Below are 26,444 nucleotides of genomic sequence, written 5' to 3' on the forward strand. Positions count from 1 at the left end.
CCACACCCGGCGGTTCACAGCGCACCTCCCGCGGCCGCGGTCTGCGGCGTGGCGGCAATCAACGCCTGCTCCTGCAGCAGTCGCGTCACCCGTGCCTGATGGCGGATGTCGGCGGGCAACTGCGCCACGGCCAGGGGCTCGCACTGCACGGTGCCCACCAGCATCACCACGCTGCGGCGCTCGCGCACCTGCAGCGGGCAGTGCAGCAGCCGGTCGTCCTGCAGCAGGTACAGGGTCGTTTCGCGTCGTGGGAAGTCGGCCACGAAGCCTCCATTGCTGCCGGTGCCGGGCACCGGCGCGTTGAGAATGCGGGCGCCGCGCAGCGGTGCACCGGCGATGTCGTGGGCGTTGCCGATGAAGGTGTAGGTCACTTCAATCGGCACCGGCATGCGCACCAGCCGCCCGGGCGACAGGAACAGCGGGCGCGCGCCGCCGACGCCGCTCACCCGCACGGCCGCGATGCTGTCCAGAGCGCTGGCGTCCTGCACTTCGGCGCGGTGCGATTGGTAGGCGGACACCGGCAGCAGGCGGCGTTCGCCCAGCTTCAGCCGCTGCCGGCGCAGTCCGCCTACCTGCAGTTCGGCGGCAACGCCGGTCAGGTCCAGATCGTCAGTGCCGTCCACCTGCACCGCCAGCCCGGCATCGGCGCCCACGCCTGCGCCCCAGTACAGCCCGCGCGAGCCGATGGCCAGGCCGGAACTGTGTGTGGCGCTGTACGCCACCTCGTTGCCGCCCTGGTGCTGGTAGCGCGATACCGTGGCACCGGTCTGGCCGATGCGGTTCTGCAGCTGCCCGCTCAGCGTGGCGCTGTACCGTTCGTTGTTGTTGCCGCGTAGTTCGCCGGACACTTCGCGGTACTGGTCTTCGTACTCCTGGCGCAGGGTCTGGCCGGCGCTGTAGTTGACGTCCGGTCGTGCGTGATGCGGCTGGCGCACATCCAGGCCGTAGCGACGCTGCGAGCTGCCGTGGTCGCCGCGCTGCAGGCGGTTGAGGCTGAAGTTGAAATAGATGCCGCGGTCACGCCCGTCGCGCAGGCCGCCGCCGCTGGTCTGCTGCCATACGCCGATGCGGCTGGAGACACTGAACTCGCCCCAGCGCTGGCTGCGGCTGTAGCTGGCCTGCCAGGTGCGGCTGAGCTGCGGCACGCGCGTGGGCTGTGGAATCCACGGCGGCAACAGCGGGTCCAGCCCCGCCAGCGGATCATCCCCCAGCCCCGGCTGCACGGTGCCTGCGCGCCAGGTCTGGCGACGGGTGTAGGCCAGATAGGCATTGCCGCCAGCCACCGGCAGCGCCATCGAGGCGCTGAGCGAATCAGCACAACCGAGCCGGTCGCGCGCATCGTCCTCGAACTGGCAGGCGCGGCCACGCATGCGCTGGTGGTACACATTCCACGAGGCGCGGAGACGATACGAAAGCTGATGCTGCTGGCCACGGCTGCCATCGCTGCCGTGCATGCCGCTGAAGGTGGCGCGGATCTCCTGGGTGGCGAAGACGTGGCGCAGGTCCAGCCGCAGTTCGCCATAGCTGAAACCGCCCAGATCGGCGAGGCCGGCCGTCATCGCCACGTTGCGCGACATCGGCACGCGCACGCCGCCCATCGCCGCCAGCTCATCATCGAAACGATCACTGCGGCGTTCGTTGCGGCGCCCGCCCTGCAGGAACCACTGCACGCTGCTGTCGGTCCAGTCGCCGCCCTTGTCGAACGGCGCGTCCTCGCTGCGCACCAGCACGCCGTCTTCGTAGATGCGCAGGGTGATGGTGTAGTTGCCCAGCGGGAACCGGCGCGTATCGAGCTGGTTGATGCCGGCCTGCAGGTAGAAGGTCTGCAGCAGGCGCTCGCCGTCGAAGGCATCCACCCGCGCATCACGTGCCAGCAGCACGGTGAGCGGCGTGGCCTGCACGGCGGCGGCGGCATCCACGTAGGCCTGCGTGGTACCCAGGCGCAGGCCCTGGAAGCGATCCATCGGCAGCATGCTGAAACTGAAGGTGCCGCCCTGCGGACTGCTCAGGTTGCGGCGATCCATGCGCCCGGCCTGCAGGTAGTGCTGCTGCCCCAGGTCATGGCGGTAATAGGCGTTGTCCAGCTGGAAGTCGCGGTTGGCGCGGCCACCGCGGTAATGCTGCTGGCTGAAGGTCCAGTCGGCGGACAGGTGCCCGCGCTGGAACACGCCCAGCGCACCCATGCCCTGCGCGGCCAGCGACTGGTAGCCGCGGCCGCCACTGACATTGAGCGTGTGCTGGTGCAGGAAGGCGTTTTCGGCATTGGCGCTGACCTGGTGGTAGCGCTCGGCGGCCGGCTCGCCGGGAATCCATTGGCGGGCGACGAACAGGCGCACGGCGCCCTCGCCTTCGTCATACAGCGCGCGCACGGCGGTGGGCTCCTCGGGGGGATCGATGTAACCGCAACCGGCACTGGCGCCGCCATAACGGCAGGCCAGATGGCTGTTGCGCGGCAGCGGCTGCGACAGCGCCGGCAACAACGCGGCCTGTGCCTCGGCCGGCAGCTGCAATGCCTGCAGCGCCTCGGCCGGGGCCTCCAGCTGCACGTGTTCCAAGGTCACGCGCACCGGCACCAGCCCGGTCGAACGACCGAACAGGCGTACCTCGAGTTGTTCGGTCTGGCCTTCGACCAGATCCTCGAAACCGGCGGGAACGCCGCGCGCCGCGACCAAGGGCGTGGCCAACGACAGGGCGAGCGCGACCGCCAGCCGGGTGACGGCGGGTGCGGGAGATTTCATGGGGGTGTTACCGGAAGCGGCCGGCCCGGGGAGCGGGCCGGCGCGGGCGCCTTACGGGCTGGTGGTCTTCTGCTGCATGGCGATGGTGACGATGCCCTCGTAGGTGCCGCCCTTGGCGATCGGCGCCTGGTTGGTCTGCGCGATACGCAGCGGCATCGGGATCGATGCGCCCGGCAGCGCGCCGTCGAACAGGTCGGAGGCGGCGAAGTCCTGCGCGGCCACGGTCAGCGCCTTGCCGTTGAGGCTGACGGTCAGCGGCACCGGGGCGCCGCTGCCATCGGTGTTGAGCAGCTGCGGCGTGCTGCCGACGCGCACTTCGATGTCCTTGTCTTCATCGTTGGAGTAGACGCGCACCTGCTGCGACCACGGCACCAGACCAGTGACCGGGTTGTGGACCATGTTGACGACCGAATCCAGCGCGGTGCCATCGGCCTTGAGCAGGGCCAGGGTCGGGTCGACATTGGCCCAGACCTTGATGTCGGCGTCGAAAGCATTGGCGGACAGCGAAACGGTGGCCAGCGCTGCAGCGAGCGTGGCCTTCTTCAGAATGGCGTGCATGGTTGTCTCTCTCGGACAGGGGGATATGAAAGCTCCCCTCCCCAAGGAGAAAGGGAGGGAAGCGCCGTCCGCAGAGGTGGGTGCGGCCGACGAGAGAATGTTAGGTACGCCTACCCCTCGCCGGCCATTCAAGCATTCCTAAATAGCTGAACGTTAAGGAGATTCCTTGAAGGCGTTCAATGTTTGAGGGTTATGCAAACTTCCTCATTCGGTCTTTGCAACAAGCCTCATTGCGCGGCATGCACTTTGCAGAGTCGAGCCATGCTCGACGTACGGGTGCAATGCCGCCGTCTCAACGCGTGCCGACGATCCGCACATGATCCACGTCGATGTCGGTGGGCTTGAAGCGATGCGTATCCACTTCACCGTGCAGCTCCACCACGGTGGTCGCGCTGACGGCCTGGTGGCTGGGCAGATCCTTGTCGTCGATTTCCACATCGATCTCGCCGGTGGCGTCCTTGAAGCGGTAGCGCTCGTGGCCGATCTTGGCCACCAGCGTGCCCTGCAGCACCACCGGCTGATCGTCACGCTGGTCGCGCGCCTCGGCGACCGTGGTGACGGCACTGGTGGCGCCCGGGCCGGTGTACTGGGCAAAGGCCCCAGCGCTGAACAGGCTCAAGGAGGTAGCAAAGAGCGCGAGGGTGAGTCGTCGGTTCATGGTGTTCTCCATGCAGGGATAAGTACCCTCAGGTTCTATCGCCTCGAATGTGATGCCCATGCAATAGATCCGAAAAGATGTGAAAACGACATCCCATGTCAGAAATCATTCATTCCGGACCCGACGCGTCTTTCAGGAACGATTCCATGGCCGCCACCAGGGCCAGCGGCGTCTCGTTCATCGGGTAATGCCCGGCATCCTGCAGGACCTCCATCGTGGCCTGCCGGTAGCGGCGCAGATAGGTGCGCTCCATCAGTGCACGGTTGAAGGTGGGATCGTGACCACCCACCAGCACCTTCAACCGATGATTGCCGACGATCTCATTGCTGAAATCGGTATCCGCCCAGGCTGGAAGATAGGCAGCAAATGCTGCAGGTGAAGCATGTGCCGCCGAGTACGCGGCCTTCCAGTCGAGCCATTGCGCAGGCAGCCGTCCGCCGGTACTGCGATCGATGATGGTCCGACGGATGCCGACGTCCCCGGCTGCCGCTTCAAGCAGGCTTCGCGTCGCGGCGTCGTAGGCAATACCACCGCAGGGCACCGGCGCGATGGCCACCATGCCGCGCACCCGTTCCGGCGCAAGCACCGCCATGCGTTCTATGGCCATGCCGCCCATCGAATGACCGGCGACGCTGAAACGCTCGTGGCCGAGGGCGGTCATCAGATCCAATGCATCGGATGCAATCTCGTCGATGGTGTACGCGCCGGGCGCGTCACGCATGCCGCCGTAGCCCCGGCAGTCCATGAAGAGGTAGCTGAAGTCGTCGCGCGACAGCCAGGGCTCGATCAGCTCGAACGCATGCGCGTCGCCGAACCAGCCATGCAGCACCAGGACAGGGTGTGATCCGTGCCCCACGCGATGAAAGGTATTGGCCATGGGATTCCAGTGCAGTTGGGGGAATCCCCGATGCTAGGCAGCGCGCCTCAGTGGCGCCGTCGATGACGGGTCAATCGCTATAGAATCCGGGCCATGCGCAATTCGCTGCTTGATCCCTACGAAGACCTGCCACGCGATGTCGTGGTCACCTCGAACGACTACGCAGCGGAATCGACCTTTCCCCGCCATGCCCACCGGCGCGGGCAGTTCGCGTTCGCTGCGCGCGGCACCATCAGTGTCGCCACGCCGCAGGGGCGCTGGCTGGTTCCCCCACGGCGCGCCTGCTGGGTGCCTGCAGGCCTGGCGCATGAGATGACCATGCGGGGGCCGGTGACGATGCTCAACGCCTTCCTGTCTGCCGGGACGGCGACGGCGGTGGCGTTGCCAATGCAGTGCCGCGTGTATGCGGTATCGCCGTTGTTGCGGCAGTTGCTGGAGGCCGCAGTGGATCTGCCTGCGCTGTACGACGAGAACGGGCGTGAGGGCAAGCTGATGCAGTTGCTGGCTGCGGAAATCGCATCGATGCCGATGCTTTCCCTGCATGCACCGCTGCCTGTCGATGCGCGCCTTGCACGTGTCTGCCGCGCCCTGTTCGATACTCCCTCGCTGGCAGCGCGCCTCGATGATGTTGCCGCCGACGCAGGCATGAGCCGGCGCACGTTCACGCGCATGTTCCGCGCAGATACCGGGGTGGGTTTTGCCGAGTGGCGGCAGCAGGTGTGCCTGCTGTCGGCCATCGAGCGTTTGGCACAGGGACAGGCCGTGACCCGTATCGCCATGGACCTGGGGTATGCCAGCCCGAGTGCGTTTTCTGCGGCCTTCCGGCGTGTACTAGGGTGTTCGCCGAGCCGGTACGCGGAGGCGTAGTACCGGGCCCGCGTCTGGCTGCCGTGCGTGCTGTGCACGTGAGTCAAGCGTGGCTCGACGCTACAGATGCTCATGCGCACCTGGATGACATCAGGCCGCCTTGCGGCGGCCTGATGGGTCTCACTCAACAACACGTTCTCAGAAGAAGATCGCGTACAGGATCAGCAGCGGAATCGGTACGCCCAGGAACCAGAGCAGAAGTGTCTTCATGGCAGGTCTCCTTGCATCAGATGCGGATTACAGGTCACGGCGACGGCCGCCCCAGGTGGCGCTGAGGCTGGCGAAGAACGCGCCGATCAGCAGGGTGATGAACAGCCATAGCGCGGCATAGGCCGTGGCCTTGCGGGCATCGTCGGCAGCCTGCTTGGCGGTGGTCTTGGCCTTTTCCAGTGCAGCACGCATGCGGGTCTGCACGTCAGTCACACGGGCCTGCGCTTCGGCCGGGCTCATGCCCGTCTCGCGCGCGATCAGCTGCGACAGGTACTGGGTATCGGCCGGGTCCAGGCCATCCCCCTGCAGACTGTTGACGATGATGCGGTTCACTTCGGCACGGACTTCGCGGCGGTCACCCATCGGGCCATTGCCCGGCATCGGGCGCGGCGGCGGCGGGGCCGTGCGCGCGTCACGTGGGCCAACGCTGGCGGCAGGCGGCGGCGGTGCGGCAGGGTCCATCGGGCCGTTGCCCGGTGCTGCGCCCGCTGCCGGCGGAACTGGAGGTGCACCGGCTGCGTCCGGGCCCGGAGTGGTGGCATTGCGGAACAGCGAATCCACCCAGTAGTTGAGGTCGCCTTCCTGACCGCCGGCAGCCGCGGTGCCGACACCGGCAGCAGCAACACCTGCGGTGGAGACTGCGGCGCCTGCGGTGGCCCCAGCCACCTTTGCGCCGGCGCCCAGCACGCCGCCGATGGCCGAGGTCAGCAGACCGGCAGTGAGCAGCGTGGCCACGGCCCACGACACAAAGCCGTGCGCGGTGTCGCGGAAGTAGGTTTCATCGCCGTGCAGCTGCGTCCATTTGGTGCGCAGGCGACCGGCCAGATAGCCGCCAAGACCGGAAGCGGCCAGCGCGGTGAAGGTGAGCCACACGACGCTGGTCCAGCCGAAGGTTTCCTTGGAAACGCCCTCGAACGACCACGGCGAGACCGAGGACAGACCCAGGCCGACCCCCAGGATGAGCAGGATGAGAGACAGTGCGGCGGCGGCAACGGCGCCGGCCAGGATCGCGCCCCAGGACACGGCGCTTTCGCTGGTGGGCGGCACGATGGGAGGGGTGACGACAGTGACGACGTCGGGACCAAGCGGGCCGCGCTCAGGCGGGTCGAATCGGGTACTCATGGGGTCGAACGCTCCGTATCAGGTGCTGCGGGTGCAGCTGGCGTCCTGAGGCTGAGCGAGCGCTTGTGAAGCTGGTGAGACCCTTGAATCACGCGGTCTTGGCGCGGCGAACAGCGTGCTAACCAAAACAGAGGGCCGCAGTAGATCCAGGCCATGCGTGGATGTTTTTTTGGCGGATGCCGAAGCGTGCCAACCAAGGTTGGCATCTACCGAAGCGAAGCAAAAAAAAACGCCCCGCGGATGCGGGGCGCCTTCAGCACAAACTACGCAGAGCGATCAGCCCTGGTAGTCGCGCACGTCGTGACCGGTGTAGACCTGGCGCGGACGGCCGATCTTCATTTCCGGGTCGACCTGCTGTTCCAGCCAATGCGACACCCAGCCGGAGGTACGGCCCAGGGCGAACATGACGGTGAACATCTCGGTCGGGATCTGCAGCGCCTTGTAGATGATGCCGCTGTAGAAATCGACGTTCGGGTACAGCTTGCGGGCCACGAAGTACTCGTCCTGCAGCGCGGCCTGTTCCAGCTTCACGGCCACGTCCAGCAGCGGATCCTGCACGCCCAGCTGCTTGAGCACCTTGCCGGTCATCTCACCGATGACCTTGGCGCGCGGGTCGAAGTTCTTGTACACGCGGTGGCCGAAGCCCATCAGGCGGAAGCCGGAGGTCTTGTCCTTGGCCTTGAGCACGGCCGACTCGACGTTGTCGGCGGTGCCGATCTCTTCCAGCATCTTCAGCACGGCTTCGTTGGCACCGCCGTGGGCCGGACCCCACAGCGCGGTGACGCCAGCGGCGACCGACGCGTACGGGTTGGCACCGGTCGAACCGACCAGACGCACGGTCGAGGTCGAGGCGTTCTGCTCGTGGTCGGCGTGCAGGATGAACAGCAGGTCCAGTGCCTTGACCACATCCGGGTTCAGATCGTACTGGCCGTCAGCCGACTCGAAAGTCTGCTTCAGGAAGCGGCTGACATAGTCCAACGAGGTGTCCGGCTTGTTGGCCGGCAAGCCCTTGCCGTGGCGGTAGATCAGCGCCGACAGGGTCGGCACCTTGGCGATCAGGCGCACAGCAGCCTGGCGGCGCTGTTCGGCGTCGGACAGGTCCAGCGAGGCGTGGTAGATGCCCGACAGCTGCGCGATGGCGGCGGTCAGGATGGCCATCGGATGGGCATCCTTGGCGAAGCTGCCGATCAGGGTGTTGATCGACGCATCGACGTTGGCTTCGGCTGCCAGCTCGTCGGTGAAGGCCTTCAGCTGCTCGGCGCTCGGGCGCTCGCCGTTGATCAGCAGGTAGGCCACTTCGACGTAGCTCGACTTCTCCGACAGCTGCTCGATCGGGTAGCCGCGATACAGCAGCACGCCCTTGTCGCCGTCGATGTAGGTGATGGCGGACTTGCAGCTGGCCGTCGCGGTGAAACCGGAATCGTAGGTGAAATACCCCGTTTCCTTGGTCAGCTTCGCGATGTCGACGCAGTCGTTGCCGAGGGTGGGTTTGATGACGGGCAGAACGACCGACTTATCGCCGGCGTTGAGCGTGACCTGATCAAGATCGGACACTGTGTGCGCTCCTTCATGGGAAGGCGCCTGCCCAAGCGCATTGGTCAGGCACGTGAATGACGTCCTCGGCCTGTGCCGGGGATCAGGTCATTATCGCACAGCAGCATTTGCCGGGCGCTAGACAGAAGTCGTAGACGACAGGCAGCCGGCACCCTGCCAGCGAGCGGCCGGGATCGGCAAACGCGTTGTCACAAGGACGCAGTGTTCCGTCCATCCAAACGCCCGTTGGGTAGGCGCTGGACAAAAACAAACGGCCGCGCAGAGCGCGGCCGTCGGTTCGAACCGGGTACGACGTATCAGCGCGCGTAGCGCTTCTGGAACTTGTCGATACGGCCCGAGGTGTCGATGACCTTGTGCTTGCCCGTGTAGAACGGATGCGAAGCCGAGGAAATTTCAACCTTCACCAGCGGGTAGTCGTTGCCGTCTTCCCACTTGATGGTTTCCTTCGTGCTCATGGTCGAGCGGGTCAGGATCTTGAAATCGGAGGTGACGTCATGGAAGACGACGTCGCGGTAGTTCGGATGGATATCGGCCTTCATGGGCTCACACCGTAAATGGGCTGGTGGTCAAGAGCGGCATTATAAGCACTGGTTGCCGCCCGGGGCAACCAGTGCGGGGGTCGAACTTCAGTCCGCGCCCAGGGCCTGTCTTACCAGGGCCTCGAAACGCCCCTGGTCGTAGGCCATCAGCAGATCACAGTTGTCCGGCTGGCCGGTCTGCCGGTTCCAGTCGACAATGGTCGCGCCGCGGCTGAACGTGCCGTTCAGCTCTACATTCAGCGGTCGCGACTCGACCTGCAGCTGCCCTTCCGGGTTCAGTGCCCAGGCCATGGCCAGCGCATCGGCGGTGTACCAGCGCCCGCCCTTGCTGTCTTCGGACAGGCCACGGGTCTTGCGCGAGATCAGCTCATAGAAGCGTGCGCGATCGGAATCGGCGCCCAGCCACTGCTCGGCTTCGGTCAACGGCAGGCCATGGGCAACGGTAGCTTCCCAGTCCGACACCAGCAGGTGGGGGAACGAGGTGAACACAACGTGCGCCGCTTCCGGATCGAAGGCGATGTTGAATTCTGCGGCCGGGGTGATATTGCCGTGGCAGGTGACTGCACCGCCCATCACCACGATGCGCTTGATGCGCTGGGGCAGCGTCGGGTCGAGCTTCAGGGCCAGCGCCAGGTTGGTCAGCGGGCCGAGCATCACCAGCATCAGTTCGCCGGCATGTTCGTGCGACAAACGCAGGATCGCCAATGCGGCATGTTCGGCGTCGGCCTGGCGGCTGGGCGGCGGCAGATCGACGTCGCCGTAGCCGTCGCGGCCATGCACGTGGGCGGCGTCAACGGACGGATGCAGCAGCGGATCGGGGCTGCCGGCGAACACCGGCACGTCGGCGCGGCCGACGATGTCGCAGAGCTTGAGGGCGTTGCGGACGGTGTACTGAAGGCCTACGTTGCCGGCGGCGATGGTCAGGGCGACCACGTCATGCCGTTCATCGGCGAAGGCCATCAGCAGGGCCAGTGCGTCGTCGACACCGGGGTCGGTATCGATCAACAGCGGGATCTTCTTGGTCATCGTTGCCGTCTTCAGATCGGCAACGAAGTGTGGACCGGGAAGATGACCGTTGCAAGTATGGGGGTTCGGCAGGGCTGCGCCCTGCACCCGCAGAGGCCGGAGCAACGGCAACAGCAACGTCAAGGGCTGGCATTCCGGGAGATGGCGGGGTGGGTCCGGTGGCGGGGGACGCTGCAAGTACGTCCATGTAAGCTCGGTCGCGCCATCCATGGCGCTCACGCCCCCGCCACCGGACCCACCCCGCCTTCGACAGTTCTCCGCGATCTGTCGGAATGGCATGGCCTGCTCTTGATGGGTGTCGACCCTGCTGCTGTTGGTGGGTGTCGACCTCGGTCGACACGGTAGATCCACGCCATGCGTGGATGGATGTCGGAGGGATCGGGAAAGATGACGTAATCGGCCTGCGCTTGCAGGGCCACGCTGCAATTGCATGGTTTTCGACTTTTCCAATGATTCTCATTGAAGCGACGAGGGCTGTCGTGGACATCATGATGGGCCATCGACAACGGATGGCACGGGCTTGCAATCCCGTTTGACTGCCTTGTTGTTTACGCTTGCCTGCCGGCGTTGCGCGCGTGTTCCTGCGTGGCGTCCGGCAGGCAATCCGTCCGTGCGTTTTATGGCGGGCGGTGCGTGGGGGCTTCGCGCCCGCCGGCGTTCTTGAGGCAGTCACCGGTATTGCAACCACTCACCGCCCGCCACCCTCGCCTTCGCGTGGGTGGCCTCTTGCCTTGCGCACAAGGACTGCCGACATGACCGCATCCCGCTATCCCTTCCTGTTCGCCACTCTGGGCGGTGCCGCCACCAGCATCCCCGATGAGCTGGCGCAGGCGCTGGAAACCACCCTCGCCGCCCCTGCGACCGGCCCTACGGACGACGGCTTCACCCTGCTGGGTTGCCTCAAGCGCATCCGCCAGGGCGAAGGTGCCGATGGTCAGCTGTGGCCGAGCCGCTGGCATACACCTGGGCAACGTGTGGCGCTGGCCCGCATCGACCGCGCCAATGCCGGGCTGATCCTGCTGCTGGAGATGCTGCACGCCAGTGAGCGCGTGCGCGTGGACGGCGAAGATGTGCAGCAGATAGGCGATGACATCCGCGAAGGACTGCTGCTGGCCTGCCGAGGTTTGTCCGAATACATGGGTACGCAGTTGCCGGCCGTCTAGCAAATGCCAGTAGATCCACGCCATGCGTGGATAGGCTTTTGTAGAGTCGAGCCATGCTCGACTCACGCGCGCAGCGCGAACAGCAGCCGAGCATGGGCTCGACTCTACCAGTCCGCGGCGGACGTCATGGCCCTTGCGGGGTCAGAGCCCTTTGCTCGGCAAAGGGATCCTACCCCAACCGGTCAGTCAGGCCGAGGCGTACCGCACGGCGGTGCCGATCCAGCGCTGCACCACGCGATCTGCAAGCGCGGGCTGCTGCGCCAGCAGGCGTTCTGCCAGCGCATGCACGCCCGGCAGCAGGCCGGCATCGCGGGCCAGATCGGCAATGCGGAAACCGGCCAGGCCGGTCTGCCGGGTGCCCAGCAGTTCGCCGGGCCCGCGCAGTTCCAGATCCTTCTCGGCGATGACGAAACCGTCGTTGGTTTCGCGCATGGTCTGTAGGCGCTCGCGCGCCATCTGCGAAAGCGGTGCTTGGTACAGCAGCACGCAGCGCGACACCGCCGAACCACGGCCGACGCGGCCACGCAGCTGGTGCAGCTGGGCCAGGCCCAGGCGCTCGGCGTTCTCGATCACCATCAGCGAGGCATTGGGCACGTCCACGCCGACCTCGATCACGGTGGTGGCCACCAGCAGGTCGATGTCGCCGGCCTTGAACGCGACCATCGTCGCCAGCTTCTCGGCCGCTTTCAGCCGGCCATGCACCAGCCCCACGCGCACGCCGGGCAGCAGCGCCTGCAGCGATTCGTAGGTGGCCTGGGCCGGGGTGGCATCCAGTTCTTCGCTTTCTTCGATGAGCGTGCACACCCAGTACACCTGCCGCCCTTCGCGGCAGGCCAGGGCGATGCGCTCGATCAGCTCGGGGCGACGATCGTTGTTCAGTGCCACGGTCTGCACCGGCGTGCGGCCCGGCGGCAGTTCGTCGATGGCCGATACATCCAGGTCGGCGTATTCGGACATCGCCAGCGTGCGCGGAATCGGCGTGGCGGTCATCACCAGCTGGTGCGGCACGTTGTTGCCGCCCTTGCCCTTGTCGCGCAGCGCCAGGCGCTGGTGCACGCCGAAGCGGTGCTGCTCATCGACGATGGCCAGCGCCAGATCGTGGAATACCACCGCCTCCTGCATCAGCGCGTGGGTACCCACGACCACCTGCGCTTCGCCGTTGGCGACCTGTTCCATCACCTTTGCGCGCGCCTTGCCGGTGACCTTGCCGGCCAGCCAGGCGATGCGCACGCCCAACGGCTCCAGCCAGCCGCGCAGGTTGTTGAGATGCTGTTCGGCCAGCAGCTCGGTGGGGGCGGCCAGTGCGACCTGCTTGCCCTGCTCCACCGCCAGCATCGCTGCCAATGCCGCCACCACGGTCTTGCCCGAGCCGACATCGCCCTGCACCAGCCGCAGCATCGGGCTGGGGCGCGCAAGGTCTTCGCGGATCTGCTTGAACACACGTGCCTGCGCGCCGGTCAAGGCGAACGGCAGCTGCTTCAACAACGCCTTGGCCAGCTTGCCGGGACCGGCCAGCGGCGGCGCGTGATGCGCCTGCAACGCAATGCGCTGGCGACGCAGGCTGAGGTGGTGCGCCAGCAGTTCTTCCATTGCCAGCCGGCGCTGCGCTGGATGGGTACCGGCGGCAAGTGCGGCCAGGTCTGCATCCGGCGGTGGTTGATGCACGGTCAGCAGCGCACTGCGCAGCGATGGCAGGCCGAGGCCCTCGAGCCAGCCGGTCGGCAGCAGTTCCAGCGTGCTTTCTTCCGGCAGGCGATCAAGCGCCTGGCCGATCAGCTTGCGCATCGTCATCGGGCCGACACCTTCGACGGTGGGATACACCGGGTCGAGGCGGTCGCCGAGATCGGGATCGTCGTTGCGGCCCAGTACCTGGTAGCTGGGATGGACAATCTCCAACCCGAGGTGCCCCGGTTTGGGCGTACCAAAGCAGCGCAGGCGGTTGCCGACCGCGAACTGGCCGACCTGCTGCTGGCGGAAATGGAAGAAGCGCAGCACCAGCGTGCCCTGCCCTTCATCCTCCACCGCTACTTTCAGCATCGGCCGGTAGCGCATGCCGCGCTCGACGGCGACCACCCGCACTTCCACCTGCGCCGGAATGCCGTTGCGCAGGTCTTCGATGCGGGTCAGCCGGGTACGGTCTTCATAGCGCAGCGGCAGGTGCAGCCAGAGATCCTGCAGGGTGGCCAGGCCACGCGCCTGCAGCTTGGCGGCCACGGCCGGCCCGACGCCGGCGAGCATCGCAAGCGATGCTTCACCGGACGGTGCCAGTGCCGGGGTGACCGCCGCCTTGCGTGCCACGTGGGGTCAGTCGATGACCATCACTGCGTCGACCTCGAAGTTGGCGCCCTTCGGCAGGCCGGAGACTTCGATGGTGGAACGGGCCGGGAACGGGGCCTGGAAGTAGTCCTGCATGACAGCGTTGACCTTGGCGAATTCAGCCAGGTCGGTCAGGTACAGGCCGAGGCGCACGACCTTGTCCAGCGAACCGCCCGCGGCTTCGGCCACGGCCTTGAGGTTGTCGAAGGCGCGACGGGCCTGTGCTTCGACGTCACCCACGCCGACGATGTCGCCGGTGGCCGGGTCGAGCGGAATCTGGCCGGAGAAATACACGGTGTTGCCGGCGCGCACGGCCTGCGAGTACGGGCCGATGGCGGCCGGGGCCTTTTCGGTGTTGATGATCTGGCGGGACATGGGTCGCTCCGGTGCGTTGGGGGAAAACAGAGCGGTGATTGTACCGGGTGGGGGTGTATCCACGCATGGCGTGGATCTACCGCGCCGCATGAACCGCGCTGCGGGCCGGGTAGTGCCGGCCGCTGGCCGGCAACCTCATGGATTTCGGAAGCATCGCGGGGTTGCCGGCCAGCGGCCGGCACTACCGGGTACGCGCAGGATCTACTGGCGGCGAACCGCCTGCACGACCGACAGGCGGCGCAGGCGACGCATCACTTCGGCCAGGTGGTTGCGGTCGCGTACCTGGATGTTGAACGCCAGCACTGCGGCGTTGAAATCGCGGTCCAGGTAATCCACGCGCTCGATGTTGGAATGGCTCTGCGCGATTGCCGCAGCCAGCTGTGCGAGCACGCCGGTACCGTTCTCCACTTCCACCACCAGCGAGGTGTCGTAGTCGCCGGACACCGTAGTGTCCCACCCGATCAGCACCCAACGCTCGGGCGACTTGCGCAGTTCGGCCAGGTTCGGGCAATCCATGCGGTGCACCACGATGCCCTTGCCGGCCGTGTGGTAGCCCATGATGTCGTCGCCCGGAATGGGCTGGCAGCAGCCGGCGAAGGTGACCACGCCACGCTCGCTGCCGTTGATCAGGATCTTTTCCTGCGAACTGTGGCGCGAATGCACGCCGCCGCGCAGTTCGGCGTAGGCCATCAGTGCCTGCGCGGCCTGGGTCGGCATCCAGTTGCCCAGCGCGACTTCAGCCAGCAGGGCTTCCAGACGCGGGAACCGGTGCTCGGCCAGGAAGGCATCCAGGCGGCCCTTGGGCAGGCGTTCCAGCGAGCTGTCCATCGCTTCCAGCGCGCGGTCGAGCATGCGGTGGCCCAGCTGCACGGCGTCTTCGTGCTCCAGCTGCTTGAGCTGGTGACGGATGGCGGTGCGCGCCTTGCTGGTCACCACGAATTCGAGCCACTGCGGCTTGGGCGTGGCCGAGCGCGCGGTGATGATCTCCACCGACTGCCCCGACACCAGCTTGGTACGCAGCGGCACCAGTTTCTTGTCCACGCGCGAGGCCACGGCCATGTTGCCGACATCGGTATGCACGGCATAGGCGAAGTCGAGCGCGGTGGAATTGCGCGGCAGGGCCAGGATCTTGCCCTTGGGGGTGAACAGGTAGACCTCGTCCGGGAACAGGTCGACCTTGACGTTGTCGAGGAACTCCAGCGACGAACCGGCGGCACGCTGCGAATCGATCAGTTCGACGATCCATGCGTGGGCGCGGCTCTGCGCGCTGTTGGGCGAATCACCGCCGAACTTGTAGGTCCAGTGCGCAGCCACGCCACGCTCGGCGATCAGGTCCATTTCCTCGGTGCGGATCTGCACCTCGATCGGCGAACCATACGGGCCGAACAGCACCGTGTGCAGCGACTGGTAGCCGTTGGCCTTGGGAATGGCGATGAAATCGCGGAAGCGCCCATCCAGCGGCTTGAACGCGGCATGCACCGCGCCCAGCGAGTGGTAGCACTGCGGTACGCCGCGCACCACCAGGCGGAAGCCGAACACATCCATCACCTGGTCGAAGGATTTGTTCTCGTCGCGCATCTTGTTGTAGATGCTCCACGGGGTCTTGATGCGGCTGACCAGGCGGTGCTCGATGCCCTCCTTGGCCAAGCGCTGCGACAGCTGCACTTCCACCTGCGCCAGCGCCTCGCGGCGCACGACCGGCTGGCTGCGGATGTGCTTTTCCAGGATCGCGTGGCGCCACGGGTACAGCGCCTTGAAGCCGAGGTTCTGCAGTTCGCTCTTGACCAAGCTCATGCCCAGCCGCTGCGCGATCGGGGCGTAGATCTCCAACGTCTCGCGGGCGATGCGGCCACGCGCTTCGCGGCTCTGCGCGCCCAGCGTGCGCATGTTGTGCAGGCGGTCGGCCAGCTTGATCATGATCACGCGCAGGTCGCGCGACATCGCCAGCAGCATCTTGCGGAAGCTTTCGGCGGCCGCTTCCTGGCGGTCGCGGAACTTCAGCTTGTCCAGCTTGGTGACGCCGTCCACCAGTTCGGCCACGGCTTCGCCGAACTCGGCCGACAGGGCCTCGCGGGTCAGCGGGGTGTCTTCGATGGTGTCGTGCAGGATCGCGGCGATCAGCGCTTCCACGTCCAGGCCGAGCTCGGCCAGCACCTGGGCCACGGCCACCGGATGGGTGATGTAGGGCTCGCCCGACTTGCGCGTCTGCCCAGCGTGCGCGGAGGCACCGACTTCCCACGCACGGCGCAGCAGCGGCAGCTGCTCGGGCGGCAGGTAGTGGGCGGCGCGTTCGAGCTGGAGGACGTAATCGGGTACGGCGGCAGCGGGGACTGCGGCGACCTTGGCAGTGGGGCCTGGGTTCATGGCCAAAGCCTATGCCAGCGCGACGTTTACGGCAAACCCTGAATGCGAAACAGCCCGCACGGGGCGGGCTGTTCGGCGTATCCAGCAATGACGTTGATCGATGCGATCAATCGTCGTTCTTGGACATGTCTTCGTCGGCGACCACTTCGGCGGCGGCCCACTCCAGCGCTTCGCGCTCGGCGCGCTCACGCTCGGCCTTCTCGACTTCGTCGATCAGCGCGTTGTCGATCTTGCGGGCAGCGATCTCGCGCAGCGCCAGCACGGTCGGCTTGTCCTCGGTCTCGCTGTTGTCCAGCGTGGCCTGCACGCCATTGGCGAGCTGGCGGGCGCGCTTGGAGGCCATCATCACCAGCTCGAAACGGTTGTTAACGACTTCCAGGCAATCTTCTACGGTAATGCGGGCCATACGGGCTCCCGGCGACCGGTCGGCCGCTCAGTCGAATGAGGGAAAGGGGACGGAGTGTACTGGCAGGGGCTGGACAAAATCAAGCCAACCCCCACCGGACCCTTTAGGAATCAATCAGTTGAACTCGCATCCGGGGTCAATAGCGCCTGGATCAGGCCGGCGTGCCGGACCTTCTGGGCGTCCCGGCGCAGGCGGCTGGCGGTGAAGATCGCGCACAGTTCGTCCACGGCGGTGTCGAACACTTCATTGACGATGACGTAGTCGAATTCGTTGAAGTGCAGCATTTCATCGCGGGCGGCGCCCAGGCGCTGGGCGATGACCGCCTCGCTGTCCTGGCCGCGCTTGCGCATGCGGTCCTGCAGGGCCTGCTTGGACGGCGGCAGGATGAACACCGTCACCGTGCCCGGCACCAGCTGGCGCACCTGCTGCGCGCCCTGCCAGTCGATCTCCAGCAGCACGTCCTGGCCGGCGTTCAGCTGCGGCTCCACCGACTGCCGGGCGGTGCCCTTCCAGTCGCCGTGCACCCAGGCGTGTTCGAAGAAGTCGCCGGCGGCGATCATCTCCTCGAACTTCTCCGCGCTGACGAAGTGGTAGTGCTGGCCGTTCACTTCACCCGGGCGCATGGCCCGCGAGGTGAACGAGATCGACAGGGCGATCTGCGGGTCGCGCGCCAGGGTGGCGTTGACGATGCTGCTCTTGCCGGCGCCGGAGGGCGCGGCAACGATGTACAGCGTGCCGCGTGCGATCGCGGCCGGGGGCGTGGAAATGCTCATTCGATGTTCTGCACCTGCTCGCGGATCTGGTCGATCAGCACCTTCAGCTCGACGGCGGCGTTGGACGTGCGGCTGTCCACCGACTTGGAGCCCAGCGTGTTGGCCTCGCGGTTGAACTCCTGCAGCAGGAAGTCCAGGCGGCGGCCGACCGGTTCACGCTGCTTGAGCACGCGGCGGATCTCGACGATATGGCTGGACAGGCGGTCCAGCTCCTCGTCCACGTCCAGCTTCTGCAGCCACATCACCAGTTCCTGCTCGGCGCGGCCCGGATCAACCGGATGCGGCAGGTCGGCCAGGCGGGCGGCGAGCTTGGTGCGCTGGCCGTCGCGAATGGCCGGAATCAGCGTGCGCACCTCGGCGGCGATGCGCTCGATGGCATCCACGCGCTCGGCGATGGCGGTAGCCAACGTACTGCCTTCACGCTCGCGGGCGGCGACGAAGCCGTCCAGTACCTGGTCCAGCAGCGCCAGTGCTTCAACCTGCAGGGCCGCGGCATCGGTGGCCTCGCCCTGGGTGACGCCCGGCAGCTGCAGCAGATCGGTGAAGCTGACCTGCAGGTTGGGGAAATCGGAGGTCAGGCGGTGCGCCAGCTGGCCCAGCTGGCCCAGCAGCACCTCGTTGATCTGCAGGCTGGCGGCCGACTCCGGCGCGCGCAGGCGCATCACCAGATCCAGCTTGCCACGGCTCAGGCGCGCGGAAATGCGCTCGCGCAGCTGCGGCTCCAATGCGCGCAGTTCCTCGGGCAGGCGGGTGCCCACTTCCAGGAACCGGTGGTTGACCGAGCGCAGCTCGCAGCCCAGCGTTCCCCACGGGGTGGAGCGCTCGCCGCCGGCATAGGCCGTCATGCTTCGAATCATGGATGTATCCGGTGCTTGCAAAGGGGGAATGGTACCCTAGCGGTCTCTTTTGAGCCCCTTTCCCCGCCCCGTGAAGGTCGCGGGGATGGTGGCGTACACCCTTTCCCTACGGAACCTGCCCCATGTCCGATTTCCGCCCCAGTGGCCGTCAGCCCGATCAGCTGCGCCCGGTCGTCATCCAGCGCGGTTTCACCCGCCACGCCGAAGGTTCGGTGCTGGTCTGCTTCGGTGAAACCCGCGTGCTGTGCACGGCCAGCATCGAGAACCGGGTGCCGGGCTTCCTGCGCGGCAAGGGCGAAGGCTGGGTGACCGCCGAGTACGGCATGCTGCCGCGCGCCACCCACACCCGCAGCGACCGTGAAGCCGCACGTGGCAAGCAGGGCGGCCGCACGCTGGAGATCCAGCGCCTGATCGGTCGCAGCCTGCGCGCCTGCGTGGACCGCAACGCACTGGGCGAACGCACCATCACCCTCGACTGCGACGTGCTGCAGGCCGACGGCGGCACCCGTACCGCGGCCATCACCGGCGCCTATGTGGCCCTGGTCGATGCAGTGAACGTGCTGATGAAGCGCGGCGACATCAAGCGCAACCCGATCCTCGGCGCGGTGGCAGCAGTCTCGGTCGGCGTCTACCGCGGCACCCCCGTGCTGGACCTGGATTACGCCGAAGACAGCGACTGCGACACCGACATGAACGTGGTGATGAACGACGGTGGCGGCTTCATCGAACTGCAGGGCACCGCTGAAGGCCATGCCTTCCGTCGTGACGAACTGGATGCGCTGCTGGGCCTGGCCGAGAAGGGCGTGACCGAGCTGCTGGCCGCGCAGCAGGCAGCGCTGTCGGCATGAACCGGCGCATCGCCCTGACCACCCTGGTGGTGGCCGACTACGACGAAGCCATTGCCTGGTACACCGGCAAGCTCGGCTTCCAGCTGCTGGACGACATCGACCAGGGCAGCAAGCGCTGGGTAGTGGTCGGCCCGACCGATGGCAGCGCCGCCGCCCTGCTGCTGGCCCGCGCCAGCGACGACGAGCAGCGCAGCCGTATCGGCAACCAGACGGGTGGTCGTGTCGGCTTCTTCCTCAACACCGATGACTTCCGCCGCGACCACGCGGCGATGCTGGCTGCCGGTGTCCAGTTTCTGGAAGAACCGCGCGAAGAACCCTACGCCACGGTCGCGGTGTTCCGCGACCTGTACGGCAATACCTGGGACCTGTTGGAGCCCCGCTGATGAAGAAGCTTGTCCTGGCCAGCCACAACGCTGGCAAGCTGGTGGAAATGCAGGAAATCCTCGCCGACCTGCCGCTGCAGATCACCTCGGCCGCCGAACTGGGCCTGGGCGATGTGGAAGAGACCGGCTTGACCTTCGTCGAGAACGCGCTGCTGAAGGCACGCGCCGCCTGCGAAGCAACCGGCCTGCCGGCGCTGGCCGATGATTCGGGCCTGATCGTCGATGCCCTCGGCGGTGCACCGGGCCTGTACAGCGCGCGCTATGCCGGTCACCCGACCAATGCGGCGGCCAACAATGCCAAGCTGCTGGAAGCGATGGCCGACATCGCCGATGGCCAGCGCAGCGCCCGCTTCTATGCGGTGATCGTGCTGCTGCGCCATGCCACCGACCCGCAGCCGCTGATCTGCGAAGGCCGCTGGGAAGGACAGATCATCCGCGAACTGCGCGGCAGCAACGGCTTCGGCTACAACCCGGTTTTCCTGGACACCACCCACGGCCTGACCGCTGCGGAAATGGAACCGGCGTTGAAGAACGCCATCAGCCATCGCGCCATCGCCCTGCAGCAGCTCAAGCAGCAGCTCAAGCAGCAGTTCGCGGACTGAACCAACATTCGACAGGAGACTCAAGGATGACCGTGAAGCGCTACCGCACCGGAATGGAACTGGTGCAATTGCTTGCCGTACTGGGGCTGATCAGTGGTGCGATCCTTGGCGGCATGTTGGCGTGGGCAGGGAAGGAATCCTGGTGGGCGGTGCCGGTGGTTGCGCTGGTCGGCATGACCGTCATCACGCTCATCGGCGCGCCCATCATGTGGCAGCGCGTCGAACTGGACGGCGCTGCCGGCCACCTGCGCTATCACAACATCGGCAGCCTGCATCGGTGGCGCCATGTGGCATTGGTGGACGTGCTGGAAGTACGGCTTGACAGTTTTGCCGACAAGCGCAAGGCCATGGTTTCCGGTCTCCATCTGTGCATGCGCAATGGCTGCAGTCCGGCGCGCCACCGTTTGATGGACAACGCTATAGGCAGCTACAAAGGGCCCTCGCCCTTCTTCCGCCAGATTGCCGCTGCCGTGCTTCGCGCGCAACCGCGCTCCCTGGTCGACCCCCTTCTGCGGGCGGCGGACTGATCTGCCGCTCCCCCCACATCTGCATCACGCCAGCCATGCCGCACGCCCACAACCACGACCACTGCAACCACCTGCCCGGCGAGTCCTGCGACCACGACACCCCGCCACGCCTGGTGCCGCCGCCGCTGGCGCTGTACGTGCATCTGCCGTGGTGCGTGCGCAAGTGCCCGTACTGCGATTTCAACTCGCACCAGGCCAAGGGCGAACTGCCCTTCGATGCCTACATCGATGCACTGGTGCGCGACCTCGACCAGGACCTGCCGCTGGTCTGGGGCCGGGTGGTCAGCAGCGTGTTCTTCGGTGGCGGCACGCCCAGCCTGTTCCCGCCCGAGGCGATCGACCGCTTCCTGCAGCAGGCCAGCGCCCGCCTGCGCTTCGCGCCGAATGCGGAGATCACCCTGGAAACCAACCCAGGCACCGCCGAGCACGGTCGCTTTGATCGTTACCGCGCGGCCGGGGTCAACCGCCTCAGCTTCGGCATCCAGAGTTTTGATGATGCCGCGCTGAAAAGACTGGGCCGCATCCACGACAGTGGCGAGGCCGAGCGCGCGGTGAAGATGGCGCAGGACGCGGGCTACGACAATTTCAACATCGACCTGATGTACGCACTGCCGGAACAGACCCTGGCCGGTGCCGAGGCCGATCTGGAGCGCGCGTTCGCGTTGCAGCCGACCCACATCTCGCACTACCAGCTGACCCTGGAACCGAACACCGTGTTCTTCGCGCGGCCGCCGCAGGGCATCCCCGATGAAGACCACGCCTGGGACATGCAGGAACACTGCCAGGCGCTGCTGGCGCAGGCCGGTTTCGGCCAGTACGAGGTGAGCGCCTACGCCCGCCCCGGCCGGCAGAGTGCGCACAACCTGAATTACTGGCGTTTCGGTGACTACCTGGGCATCGGCGCCGGCGCACACGGCAAGATCAGTTCCGGCGCCGAAGAACATGTGCTGCGACGCTGGAAGCACAAGCACCCGCAGACGTTCATGGATACCGCCGGCACGGCCGCATCGTTCGGTGGCGATGAGGTGATTGCCGCCGAGCGCCTGCCGTTCGAGTACATGCTCAACCTGCTGCGCCTGCACGAAGGTTTCAGCCTGCGCGACTTCGAATCGCGGACCGGCCTGGCCCGCAACGTGCTGGATGTCCCATTGGCCGAAGCAGTGCAGCGCGGCTGGCTGGTCGTGGCGGACGGGTACGTGCAGCCGACCGAGCTCGGCCGGCGCTTCACCAATGATGTGGTCAGCCTGTTCCTGGAAGAATGATCCGCCTGCGGCGCAGCCATGGAAGGCTGCCCTGAATGAATCCATCGCTAAAGTAGCGCCTTCACCGGCCGACACGGTAGATTCCAAGATCGATCCGCGGGAATCCGGACCCCCTCGCCGATGTCAGCTGTCTTCTCTCTTTCCAGTGCCGACACTGCCCGCCTGGCCGCGGCCGACCTGCCGCCGCGTGTGCGCGAGTTGCTGGGCGCGTTGATCGGCCTGTGCCGCCAGGCCCTGACGGCGCCGTTGATCCTGACCGTGGAAGCGCTGGAGCAGACCCTGCTGCATGACGCCGACCATGCCCGCAACCCGCAACAGCAAGCCGATCTGCTGGGCCAGCGCGGCCAGCTGCATGCGTTCGCCGGCCACTTCAGCGATCGTATGCTCGATGCGCTGGCCGATGCGCTTGCGCGGCTGCGTGAACCGATCACCCCGGTCGTGGCTGCCGCCACACCACCGCCCTTGCCCGGCATGCTGGGGTTGACCCTGGTGGCCGAGCATGAAGTCGACCGCGACCTGCTGCTGACCGAAATGGTGCGCCGGGAAACCCTGCGCTCGGCCAATGCCTTGAACCTGCTGGGCCAGCGTCTGGGTGTTGTTGCCGGCGCACCAGCCTTTGAAGCCGACACCCTGCCCTTGGCACCGCAGGCCTTGTGCGCGATGGTGCGCAAGCTGGCCGAACAGGATGCCCTCAGCGCCGACGTGCAGATGGCGCTGTACCGCAGCTTCGAGCGGCAGGTGCTGGAGCGGCTGGGCGATGTGCTCGACCGTGCCAATGCGCTGCTGGCGCAGCACGGGATCCTGCCAGGCCTGGTCTACACCCCGTACCTGGCCCGTTCTTCAAGCACCCGCCGGATCATCACCCAGTCGGTCGGCAGCGGCCGCAGTGGACGCCCGTCACCGCGCGTGCCCACCCCGATGACCGGCTGGGGTGGGTCGGCACCGGCCGGCTCATGGTCGACGTTGATGCAGGACGCCTTCGCCGATGCGGATGCGCCCGGTGCGTCGGCCGGCATGACGGTACCGGCCAGCAGCGTGCTGCACGAGATGCTGCAACAGGCGCGGCAGACCCCGCAGCCAGCGGCGAATCCGGCGGCCCTGCCCAGTGCAGCGGTTGATGCCGTGCTGGCACGCCTGCAGGGGCAGGCCAGCGCCGCCAGCGCCATGACCGATCTGCAGGCCGCCGTGGTGGCCCAGCTGCGCAGCGAACATGGCGCGCAGGCAAGCCTTGGCAGCCACGACCGCGACAATCTCGATCTGCTGCGCCTGCTGCTGCAGCAGGTGCAGCAGCAGCAACGGCCGGACCCGGTGCCGGCCGCCCTGCTCGCGCGCCTGCAGGTTCCTCTGGCGCGCGCAGCGATGGCTGACCCGGGGTTTTTCGTGCGCGACGAACACCCGGCGCGCGAACTGCTCAACCATGTCGCTGAAGCCGGCGCCAGCTGGCTCGGCGATGACGACGTCGATCCGCAGCTGCTGCAACGGCTGGCGCAAAGCGTGCAGGGCCTGCTGGGCAAGGACGCGCGCACGCCCGAAGCCTTTGCCACCGCCAACGAAGAGATACAGCAGCATCAGCGTGCCGCCGCGCACCGCGCTGAACTGGCAGAGCGCCGTCACGTGGAAGCAGCACGCGGCAAGGAACGGCTGGAGCTTGCGCGCCGCCAGGCCAATGCGCAGATCGACCAGTGCTGCGACACGCAGGAACCGCCACGCTTCGTGCAGACACTGCTGCGCCAGGCCTGGGCGGACGCATTGACGCTGACCCGTCTGCGCCACGGTGATGATTCGCCGCAATGGCAGGAGCGCCTGCAGCAGACCGAACGCATCGCGACGATCACTGCCGAGGCTGCCAGCGAAAGCAGCGCGACCGACGCTCCGCTGGCCGCCGAGGTTGAATCGGCCCTGCTGCAGGTCGGCTACCACGCAGAGGAAGCCGCAGCGGTCGCGCGCCGCCTGTCCACGCCGGGTGGCGAAGACGAAAGCACCTCGCGCACCGAACTCAGTGCGCGCCTGAAGGCCCATGCGCGGCTGGGCGAACACGCAGGCGCGCAGACCCAGGCAAATGAGGCCGCGCCGCGCAGCGAGGCCGAGGAGGCCAGCTATCAGCAACTATGCACGCTGCCCTTCGGCAGCTGGTTCGATATCGACGATGGCGAGGGCACACTGCGCCGCCAGCGCCTGTCCTGGTACAGCCTGCTGACCGGCCATGTGCTGTTCGTCAACGCGCGTGGGCAGAAGATCGGCGAAACCACCCTGGATACGCTGGCCCGGCAGATGAGTGCCGGACGCGCGCAACTGGTCACCGAAGAAAAGGGCCGGCTGGTCGACCGCGCCTGGCAGGCGAGCCTGAGCGCACTGCGCGCGCTCGCCGGACGTCGACCGCAGGAGCCCAACGCATGAGCACGCAACCGCCCGTTGATACCCGCCGCGCGCCGCGCCGACAGGTCTCCGATCTGGTACCGGTGACCGACCAGATGCGCGACAGCGTGGTCGGCCGGCTTGGCAATGTGTCCGAGACCGGCATGCTGATGCTGGCCAGCGCCGCGCTGCGCGACGATGCGCTGTATCAGTTGCGCTTCCCGCTGCCATTGGCCGATGGCAGCAGCGAGTGGATCGACGTCGGCGTACACCTGCTGTGGAGCGAACCGGCGCATGCACCCGGCCAGAGCTGGGCGGGCTTCCGCTTCCTGACCCTGTCACGCGAGCATCGGCAGCTGCTGCGCCGGTGGATCGGCGAAGACAACGACGAGACACCGGTTTCGACGGGCTGAGTGCCGGTTCCGGCACAGCGGATTGCGTCGGTATCCGGCAGAATCTAGGGCCGTTTTCCGTGTCGAGCCACCGCAATGATCCAGCAAGACCCCGGCGCCCTGTATCCCGACCACCTGGCCGTGCTGTGCCGACGCGCCGAGCAGGCGCTGGCACGCGGCGGCTTCGACCACCTGGTGGTGCCCAGCGGCACCCTGCACTACCAGGTCTTCGACGACCGTGACTACCCGTATGCGGTCAACCCGCAGTTCAAGGCCTGGCTGCCGCTGACCCGTGTACCCAACAGCTGGATCGTGTTCACCCCGGGCAAGCGTCCGGCGGTGATCTTCCACCAGCCGTTCGACTACTGGCATGTGGTGCCGGATGCACCGAGCGGCTGGTGGGTCGAGCACTTCGACATCCACATCATTCGCACGCCGGACGAAGCGCTGGCACTGCTGCCGCCCGACCCGGCGCGCTGCGCGATCCTGGGTGAACCGCAGAGCGCGCTGGGCGCGTATGTGCCGAATAACCCGGCGCCGGTGGTGAACTACCTGGAATGGCATCGTGGCAGCAAGACGCCGTATGAAATCGCCCTGATGCGCCAGGCGCAGGTGCTGGGTGTGCGCGGCCATCGGGCAGCCGAAGCGGCGTTCCGCAACGGCGCCGACGAGTTCAGCATCCACATGGCGTACTGCCAGGCAGTGGGCCAGGACACCACTGAACTGCCGTACGGCAACATCGTGGCCCTGAATGAACATGCGGCGGTGCTGCACTACACCGAACTGGGCCGCAAGGCCCCGCAGCCGCTGCGCAGCTTCCTGATCGACGCCGGCGCCAGCGCGTATGGTTATGCCAGCGACATCACCCGCACCTACGCCGCCGCCGGCCATGATGAGTTCGCGGCGATGATCGAAGCCGTTGATGCCGCCCAGCAGCAGATGTGCGCAGCGGTGCGTCCGGGCTTTGACTACAAGCAGCTGCATGTTGACGCGCATCTGTCGCTGATGGGCGTGCTGAAGGACTTCGGCGTAATCAAGGTGTCGCCGCAGACCGCGCTGGAAACCGGCGTCAGCGCCGCGTTCTTCCCGCATGGCATCGGCCACCTGATCGGCCTGCAGGTGCATGACGTGGCCGGTTTCGCGGCCAGCGATGAAGGCGGCCGCATCGAGCGTCCGACGGGCCATCCGTACCTGCGCCTGACCCGCGTGCTGGAGCCGGGCATGGTGGTGACGATCGAGCCGGGCCTGTACTTCATCGACATGCTGTTGAACGAAGTGAAGGCCGCCGGTCATGGCGATGCAATCAACTGGGAGCGGGTGGACTTCTTCCGTCCGTACGGCGGCATCCGCATTGAAGACGAAGTGCTGTGCACTGATGGCGAGGCGGACAACCTGACGCGGCCGGTGTTTGCGGCGGCGAACGGCTGAGCCCCTCGTGGCTGGTCGCTTGGAGCAAAAGCCGCGCTTGGCGGGGCGGGGTGGGTTGGCGGGGGACGCCGTGAACCCATCCCTGGGGGCTTGGCCGCGGCATCCATGCCGCGGACACCCCGCAAACCCACAGTACCCCGCCTTCGACAGTTTCCCGCGGCTGTTGGTAACGGCGGTTGTCGGCACGCGGGACTATTGGTAGGTGTCGACCTTGGTCGACACGGAGCGAGCGCAGCGAGCGACC

24 protein-coding genes are annotated in these 26,444 nt (G+C 66.7%); 10 read left to right on the forward strand and 14 right to left on the reverse strand.

Translation table 11 applies throughout. From position 1 onward, the window contains the following. Nucleotides 1-14 precede the first annotated feature (14 nt). The 4 genes from AC1DKR_RS15935 to AC1DKR_RS15950 form a co-directional block, all read right to left on the reverse strand. Entirely contained in the window at nucleotides 15-2,738 is a 2,724-nt protein-coding gene (locus AC1DKR_RS15935) for a TcfC E-set like domain-containing protein (protein ID WP_430766919.1), read from the reverse strand. Between the two features lie 51 nt (nucleotides 2,739-2,789). Then, nucleotides 2,790-3,296, reverse strand: coding sequence for a CS1 type fimbrial major subunit (locus AC1DKR_RS15940; RefSeq protein WP_205405168.1), 507 nt, complete (start codon nucleotides 3,294-3,296; stop codon nucleotides 2,790-2,792). 292 nt (nucleotides 3,297-3,588) lie between these two features. Next, on the reverse strand, nucleotides 3,589-3,954 hold the full coding sequence (locus AC1DKR_RS15945; protein ID WP_312787706.1) for a NirD/YgiW/YdeI family stress tolerance protein: 366 nt from the start codon (nucleotides 3,952-3,954) through the stop codon (nucleotides 3,589-3,591). A 109-nt stretch (nucleotides 3,955-4,063) separates the two neighbouring features. Beyond that, nucleotides 4,064-4,831 carry an alpha/beta fold hydrolase gene (locus tag AC1DKR_RS15950; protein ID WP_478033597.1) on the reverse strand — a complete coding sequence of 256 codons (768 nt, stop codon included), beginning with the start codon at nucleotides 4,829-4,831 and terminating at the stop codon, nucleotides 4,064-4,066. 93 nt (nucleotides 4,832-4,924) lie between these two features. On the opposite strand from AC1DKR_RS15950, the gene AC1DKR_RS15955 reads away from it, so the two are divergent. Further along, complete coding sequence (locus AC1DKR_RS15955; RefSeq protein ID WP_363731852.1) at nucleotides 4,925-5,698, forward strand: AraC family transcriptional regulator; 774 nt, start codon at nucleotides 4,925-4,927, stop codon at nucleotides 5,696-5,698. A gap of 237 nt (nucleotides 5,699-5,935) precedes the next feature. Here AC1DKR_RS15955 and AC1DKR_RS15960 read toward each other — a convergent pair whose 3' ends face one another. From AC1DKR_RS15960 to AC1DKR_RS15975, 4 genes are all read right to left on the reverse strand, one after another. Continuing rightward, nucleotides 5,936-7,030, reverse strand: coding sequence for a hypothetical protein (locus AC1DKR_RS15960; RefSeq protein WP_363731850.1), 1,095 nt, complete (start codon nucleotides 7,028-7,030; stop codon nucleotides 5,936-5,938). Nucleotides 7,031-7,306: 276 nt separating this feature from the next. Beyond that, nucleotides 7,307-8,584, reverse strand: coding sequence for a citrate synthase (locus AC1DKR_RS15965; RefSeq protein ID WP_363731848.1), 1,278 nt, complete (start codon nucleotides 8,582-8,584; stop codon nucleotides 7,307-7,309). Between the two features lie 296 nt (nucleotides 8,585-8,880). Next, nucleotides 8,881-9,123 carry a type B 50S ribosomal protein L31 gene (locus tag AC1DKR_RS15970; RefSeq protein ID WP_006389217.1) on the reverse strand — a complete coding sequence of 81 codons (243 nt, stop codon included), beginning with the start codon at nucleotides 9,121-9,123 and terminating at the stop codon, nucleotides 8,881-8,883. Nucleotides 9,124-9,210: 87 nt separating this feature from the next. Beyond that, the gene (locus tag AC1DKR_RS15975; RefSeq protein WP_353099075.1) at nucleotides 9,211-10,149 is read right to left on the reverse strand and encodes a nucleoside hydrolase; all 939 of its coding nucleotides are present in this window, start codon (nucleotides 10,147-10,149) and stop codon (nucleotides 9,211-9,213) included. A 752-nt stretch (nucleotides 10,150-10,901) separates the two neighbouring features. Here AC1DKR_RS15975 and AC1DKR_RS15980 point away from each other — a divergent pair. Beyond that, nucleotides 10,902-11,312 carry a hypothetical protein gene (locus AC1DKR_RS15980; protein ID WP_363731843.1) on the forward strand — a complete coding sequence of 137 codons (411 nt, stop codon included), beginning with the start codon at nucleotides 10,902-10,904 and terminating at the stop codon, nucleotides 11,310-11,312. Nucleotides 11,313-11,498: 186 nt separating this feature from the next. Here AC1DKR_RS15980 and recG read toward each other — a convergent pair whose 3' ends face one another. The 6 genes from recG to AC1DKR_RS16010 form a co-directional block, all read right to left on the reverse strand. Beyond that, nucleotides 11,499-13,610: an ATP-dependent DNA helicase RecG gene (recG, locus tag AC1DKR_RS15985; protein WP_059064985.1), complete on the reverse strand. Its 2,112-nt coding sequence runs from the start codon at nucleotides 13,608-13,610 to the stop codon at nucleotides 11,499-11,501. 6 nt (nucleotides 13,611-13,616) lie between these two features. Continuing rightward, the gene (locus AC1DKR_RS15990) at nucleotides 13,617-14,003 is read right to left on the reverse strand and encodes a RidA family protein (protein ID WP_025874214.1); all 387 of its coding nucleotides are present in this window, start codon (nucleotides 14,001-14,003) and stop codon (nucleotides 13,617-13,619) included. Nucleotides 14,004-14,204: 201 nt separating this feature from the next. Beyond that, nucleotides 14,205-16,367, reverse strand: coding sequence for a RelA/SpoT family protein (locus AC1DKR_RS15995; RefSeq protein ID WP_033831914.1), 2,163 nt, complete (start codon nucleotides 16,365-16,367; stop codon nucleotides 14,205-14,207). Nucleotides 16,368-16,473: 106 nt separating this feature from the next. Then, nucleotides 16,474-16,773, reverse strand: a complete 300-nt coding sequence (gene rpoZ / locus AC1DKR_RS16000) for a DNA-directed RNA polymerase subunit omega (RefSeq protein ID WP_005410877.1) — start codon at nucleotides 16,771-16,773, stop codon at nucleotides 16,474-16,476. A 110-nt stretch (nucleotides 16,774-16,883) separates the two neighbouring features. Next, on the reverse strand, nucleotides 16,884-17,546 hold the full coding sequence (gene gmk / locus AC1DKR_RS16005; protein ID WP_033831917.1) for a guanylate kinase: 663 nt from the start codon (nucleotides 17,544-17,546) through the stop codon (nucleotides 16,884-16,886). After that, nucleotides 17,543-18,403 (reverse strand): YicC/YloC family endoribonuclease, encoded by an 861-nt coding sequence (locus tag AC1DKR_RS16010; protein WP_478033602.1) that lies wholly within the window; start codon nucleotides 18,401-18,403, stop codon nucleotides 17,543-17,545. Before AC1DKR_RS16010 ends, gmk begins: the two co-directional genes overlap by 4 nt. A gap of 122 nt (nucleotides 18,404-18,525) precedes the next feature. Here AC1DKR_RS16010 and rph point away from each other — a divergent pair, with 122 nt between their 5' ends. The 8 genes from rph (at nucleotide 18,526) to pepQ (ending at nucleotide 26,200) form a co-directional block, all read left to right on the forward strand. Further along, on the forward strand, nucleotides 18,526-19,251 hold the full coding sequence (gene rph / locus AC1DKR_RS16015; protein ID WP_025874210.1) for a ribonuclease PH: 726 nt from the start codon (nucleotides 18,526-18,528) through the stop codon (nucleotides 19,249-19,251). Further along, nucleotides 19,248-19,634, forward strand: coding sequence for a VOC family protein (locus AC1DKR_RS16020; RefSeq protein ID WP_025874209.1), 387 nt, complete (start codon nucleotides 19,248-19,250; stop codon nucleotides 19,632-19,634). Before rph ends, AC1DKR_RS16020 begins: the two co-directional genes overlap by 4 nt. Further along, nucleotides 19,634-20,236 (forward strand): RdgB/HAM1 family non-canonical purine NTP pyrophosphatase, encoded by a 603-nt coding sequence (gene rdgB, locus AC1DKR_RS16025; RefSeq protein ID WP_312786539.1) that lies wholly within the window; start codon nucleotides 19,634-19,636, stop codon nucleotides 20,234-20,236. The genes AC1DKR_RS16020 and rdgB overlap by 1 nt, the downstream gene beginning before the upstream one ends. Nucleotides 20,237-20,262: 26 nt before the next feature. Further along, complete coding sequence (locus AC1DKR_RS16030) at nucleotides 20,263-20,763, forward strand: hypothetical protein (RefSeq protein WP_394197445.1); 501 nt, start codon at nucleotides 20,263-20,265, stop codon at nucleotides 20,761-20,763. Between the two features lie 35 nt (nucleotides 20,764-20,798). Further along, on the forward strand, nucleotides 20,799-22,025 hold the full coding sequence (gene hemW / locus AC1DKR_RS16035; RefSeq protein ID WP_363731826.1) for a radical SAM family heme chaperone HemW: 1,227 nt from the start codon (nucleotides 20,799-20,801) through the stop codon (nucleotides 22,023-22,025). A gap of 120 nt (nucleotides 22,026-22,145) precedes the next feature. Continuing rightward, nucleotides 22,146-24,422, forward strand: coding sequence for a DUF1631 family protein (locus AC1DKR_RS16040; protein WP_478033605.1), 2,277 nt, complete (start codon nucleotides 22,146-22,148; stop codon nucleotides 24,420-24,422). Beyond that, entirely contained in the window at nucleotides 24,419-24,793 is a 375-nt protein-coding gene (locus AC1DKR_RS16045; protein WP_033831924.1) for a PilZ domain-containing protein, read from the forward strand. The genes AC1DKR_RS16040 and AC1DKR_RS16045 overlap by 4 nt, the downstream gene beginning before the upstream one ends. Nucleotides 24,794-24,868: 75 nt before the next feature. Further along, nucleotides 24,869-26,200: a Xaa-Pro dipeptidase gene (gene pepQ / locus AC1DKR_RS16050; protein WP_447945513.1), complete on the forward strand. Its 1,332-nt coding sequence runs from the start codon at nucleotides 24,869-24,871 to the stop codon at nucleotides 26,198-26,200. Nucleotides 26,201-26,444: the final 244 nt, after the last annotated feature.

The organism is Stenotrophomonas sp. 01N47, assembly GCF_056399165.1.

What these genes read in the sequence shown, in the direction of transcription:
- rph (WP_025874210.1), top strand. Translation starts at nt 18,526, where the DNA reads ATGTCCGATTTCCGCCCCAGTGGCCGTCAGCCCGATCAGCTGCGCCCG.
- AC1DKR_RS16020 (WP_025874209.1), top strand. Translation starts at nt 19,248, where the DNA reads ATGAACCGGCGCATCGCCCTGACCACCCTGGTGGTGGCCGACTACGAC.
- AC1DKR_RS16040 (WP_478033605.1), top strand. Translation starts at nt 22,146, where the DNA reads ATGTCAGCTGTCTTCTCTCTTTCCAGTGCCGACACTGCCCGCCTGGCC.
- AC1DKR_RS15970 (WP_006389217.1), bottom strand. Translation starts at nt 9,123, where the DNA reads ATGAAGGCCGATATCCATCCGAACTACCGCGACGTCGTCTTCCATGAC.
- AC1DKR_RS15940 (WP_205405168.1), bottom strand. Translation starts at nt 3,296, where the DNA reads ATGCACGCCATTCTGAAGAAGGCCACGCTCGCTGCAGCGCTGGCCACC.
- AC1DKR_RS15955 (WP_363731852.1), top strand. Translation starts at nt 4,925, where the DNA reads ATGCGCAATTCGCTGCTTGATCCCTACGAAGACCTGCCACGCGATGTC.
- AC1DKR_RS15990 (WP_025874214.1), bottom strand. Translation starts at nt 14,003, where the DNA reads ATGTCCCGCCAGATCATCAACACCGAAAAGGCCCCGGCCGCCATCGGC.
- AC1DKR_RS16010 (WP_478033602.1), bottom strand. Translation starts at nt 18,403, where the DNA reads ATGATTCGAAGCATGACGGCCTATGCCGGCGGCGAGCGCTCCACCCCG.
- AC1DKR_RS15935 (WP_430766919.1), bottom strand. Translation starts at nt 2,738, where the DNA reads ATGAAATCTCCCGCACCCGCCGTCACCCGGCTGGCGGTCGCGCTCGCC.
- AC1DKR_RS15950 (WP_478033597.1), bottom strand. Translation starts at nt 4,831, where the DNA reads ATGGCCAATACCTTTCATCGCGTGGGGCACGGATCACACCCTGTCCTG.
- AC1DKR_RS15960 (WP_363731850.1), bottom strand. Translation starts at nt 7,030, where the DNA reads ATGAGTACCCGATTCGACCCGCCTGAGCGCGGCCCGCTTGGTCCCGAC.
- AC1DKR_RS15945 (WP_312787706.1), bottom strand. Translation starts at nt 3,954, where the DNA reads ATGAACCGACGACTCACCCTCGCGCTCTTTGCTACCTCCTTGAGCCTG.
- gmk (WP_033831917.1), bottom strand. Translation starts at nt 17,546, where the DNA reads ATGAGCATTTCCACGCCCCCGGCCGCGATCGCACGCGGCACGCTGTAC.
- AC1DKR_RS15980 (WP_363731843.1), top strand. Translation starts at nt 10,902, where the DNA reads ATGACCGCATCCCGCTATCCCTTCCTGTTCGCCACTCTGGGCGGTGCC.
- hemW (WP_363731826.1), top strand. Translation starts at nt 20,799, where the DNA reads ATGCCGCACGCCCACAACCACGACCACTGCAACCACCTGCCCGGCGAG.
- AC1DKR_RS16030 (WP_394197445.1), top strand. Translation starts at nt 20,263, where the DNA reads ATGACCGTGAAGCGCTACCGCACCGGAATGGAACTGGTGCAATTGCTT.
- AC1DKR_RS16045 (WP_033831924.1), top strand. Translation starts at nt 24,419, where the DNA reads ATGAGCACGCAACCGCCCGTTGATACCCGCCGCGCGCCGCGCCGACAG.
- AC1DKR_RS15995 (WP_033831914.1), bottom strand. Translation starts at nt 16,367, where the DNA reads ATGAACCCAGGCCCCACTGCCAAGGTCGCCGCAGTCCCCGCTGCCGCC.
- rpoZ (WP_005410877.1), bottom strand. Translation starts at nt 16,773, where the DNA reads ATGGCCCGCATTACCGTAGAAGATTGCCTGGAAGTCGTTAACAACCGT.
- pepQ (WP_447945513.1), top strand. Translation starts at nt 24,869, where the DNA reads ATGATCCAGCAAGACCCCGGCGCCCTGTATCCCGACCACCTGGCCGTG.
- rdgB (WP_312786539.1), top strand. Translation starts at nt 19,634, where the DNA reads ATGAAGAAGCTTGTCCTGGCCAGCCACAACGCTGGCAAGCTGGTGGAA.
- AC1DKR_RS15975 (WP_353099075.1), bottom strand. Translation starts at nt 10,149, where the DNA reads ATGACCAAGAAGATCCCGCTGTTGATCGATACCGACCCCGGTGTCGAC.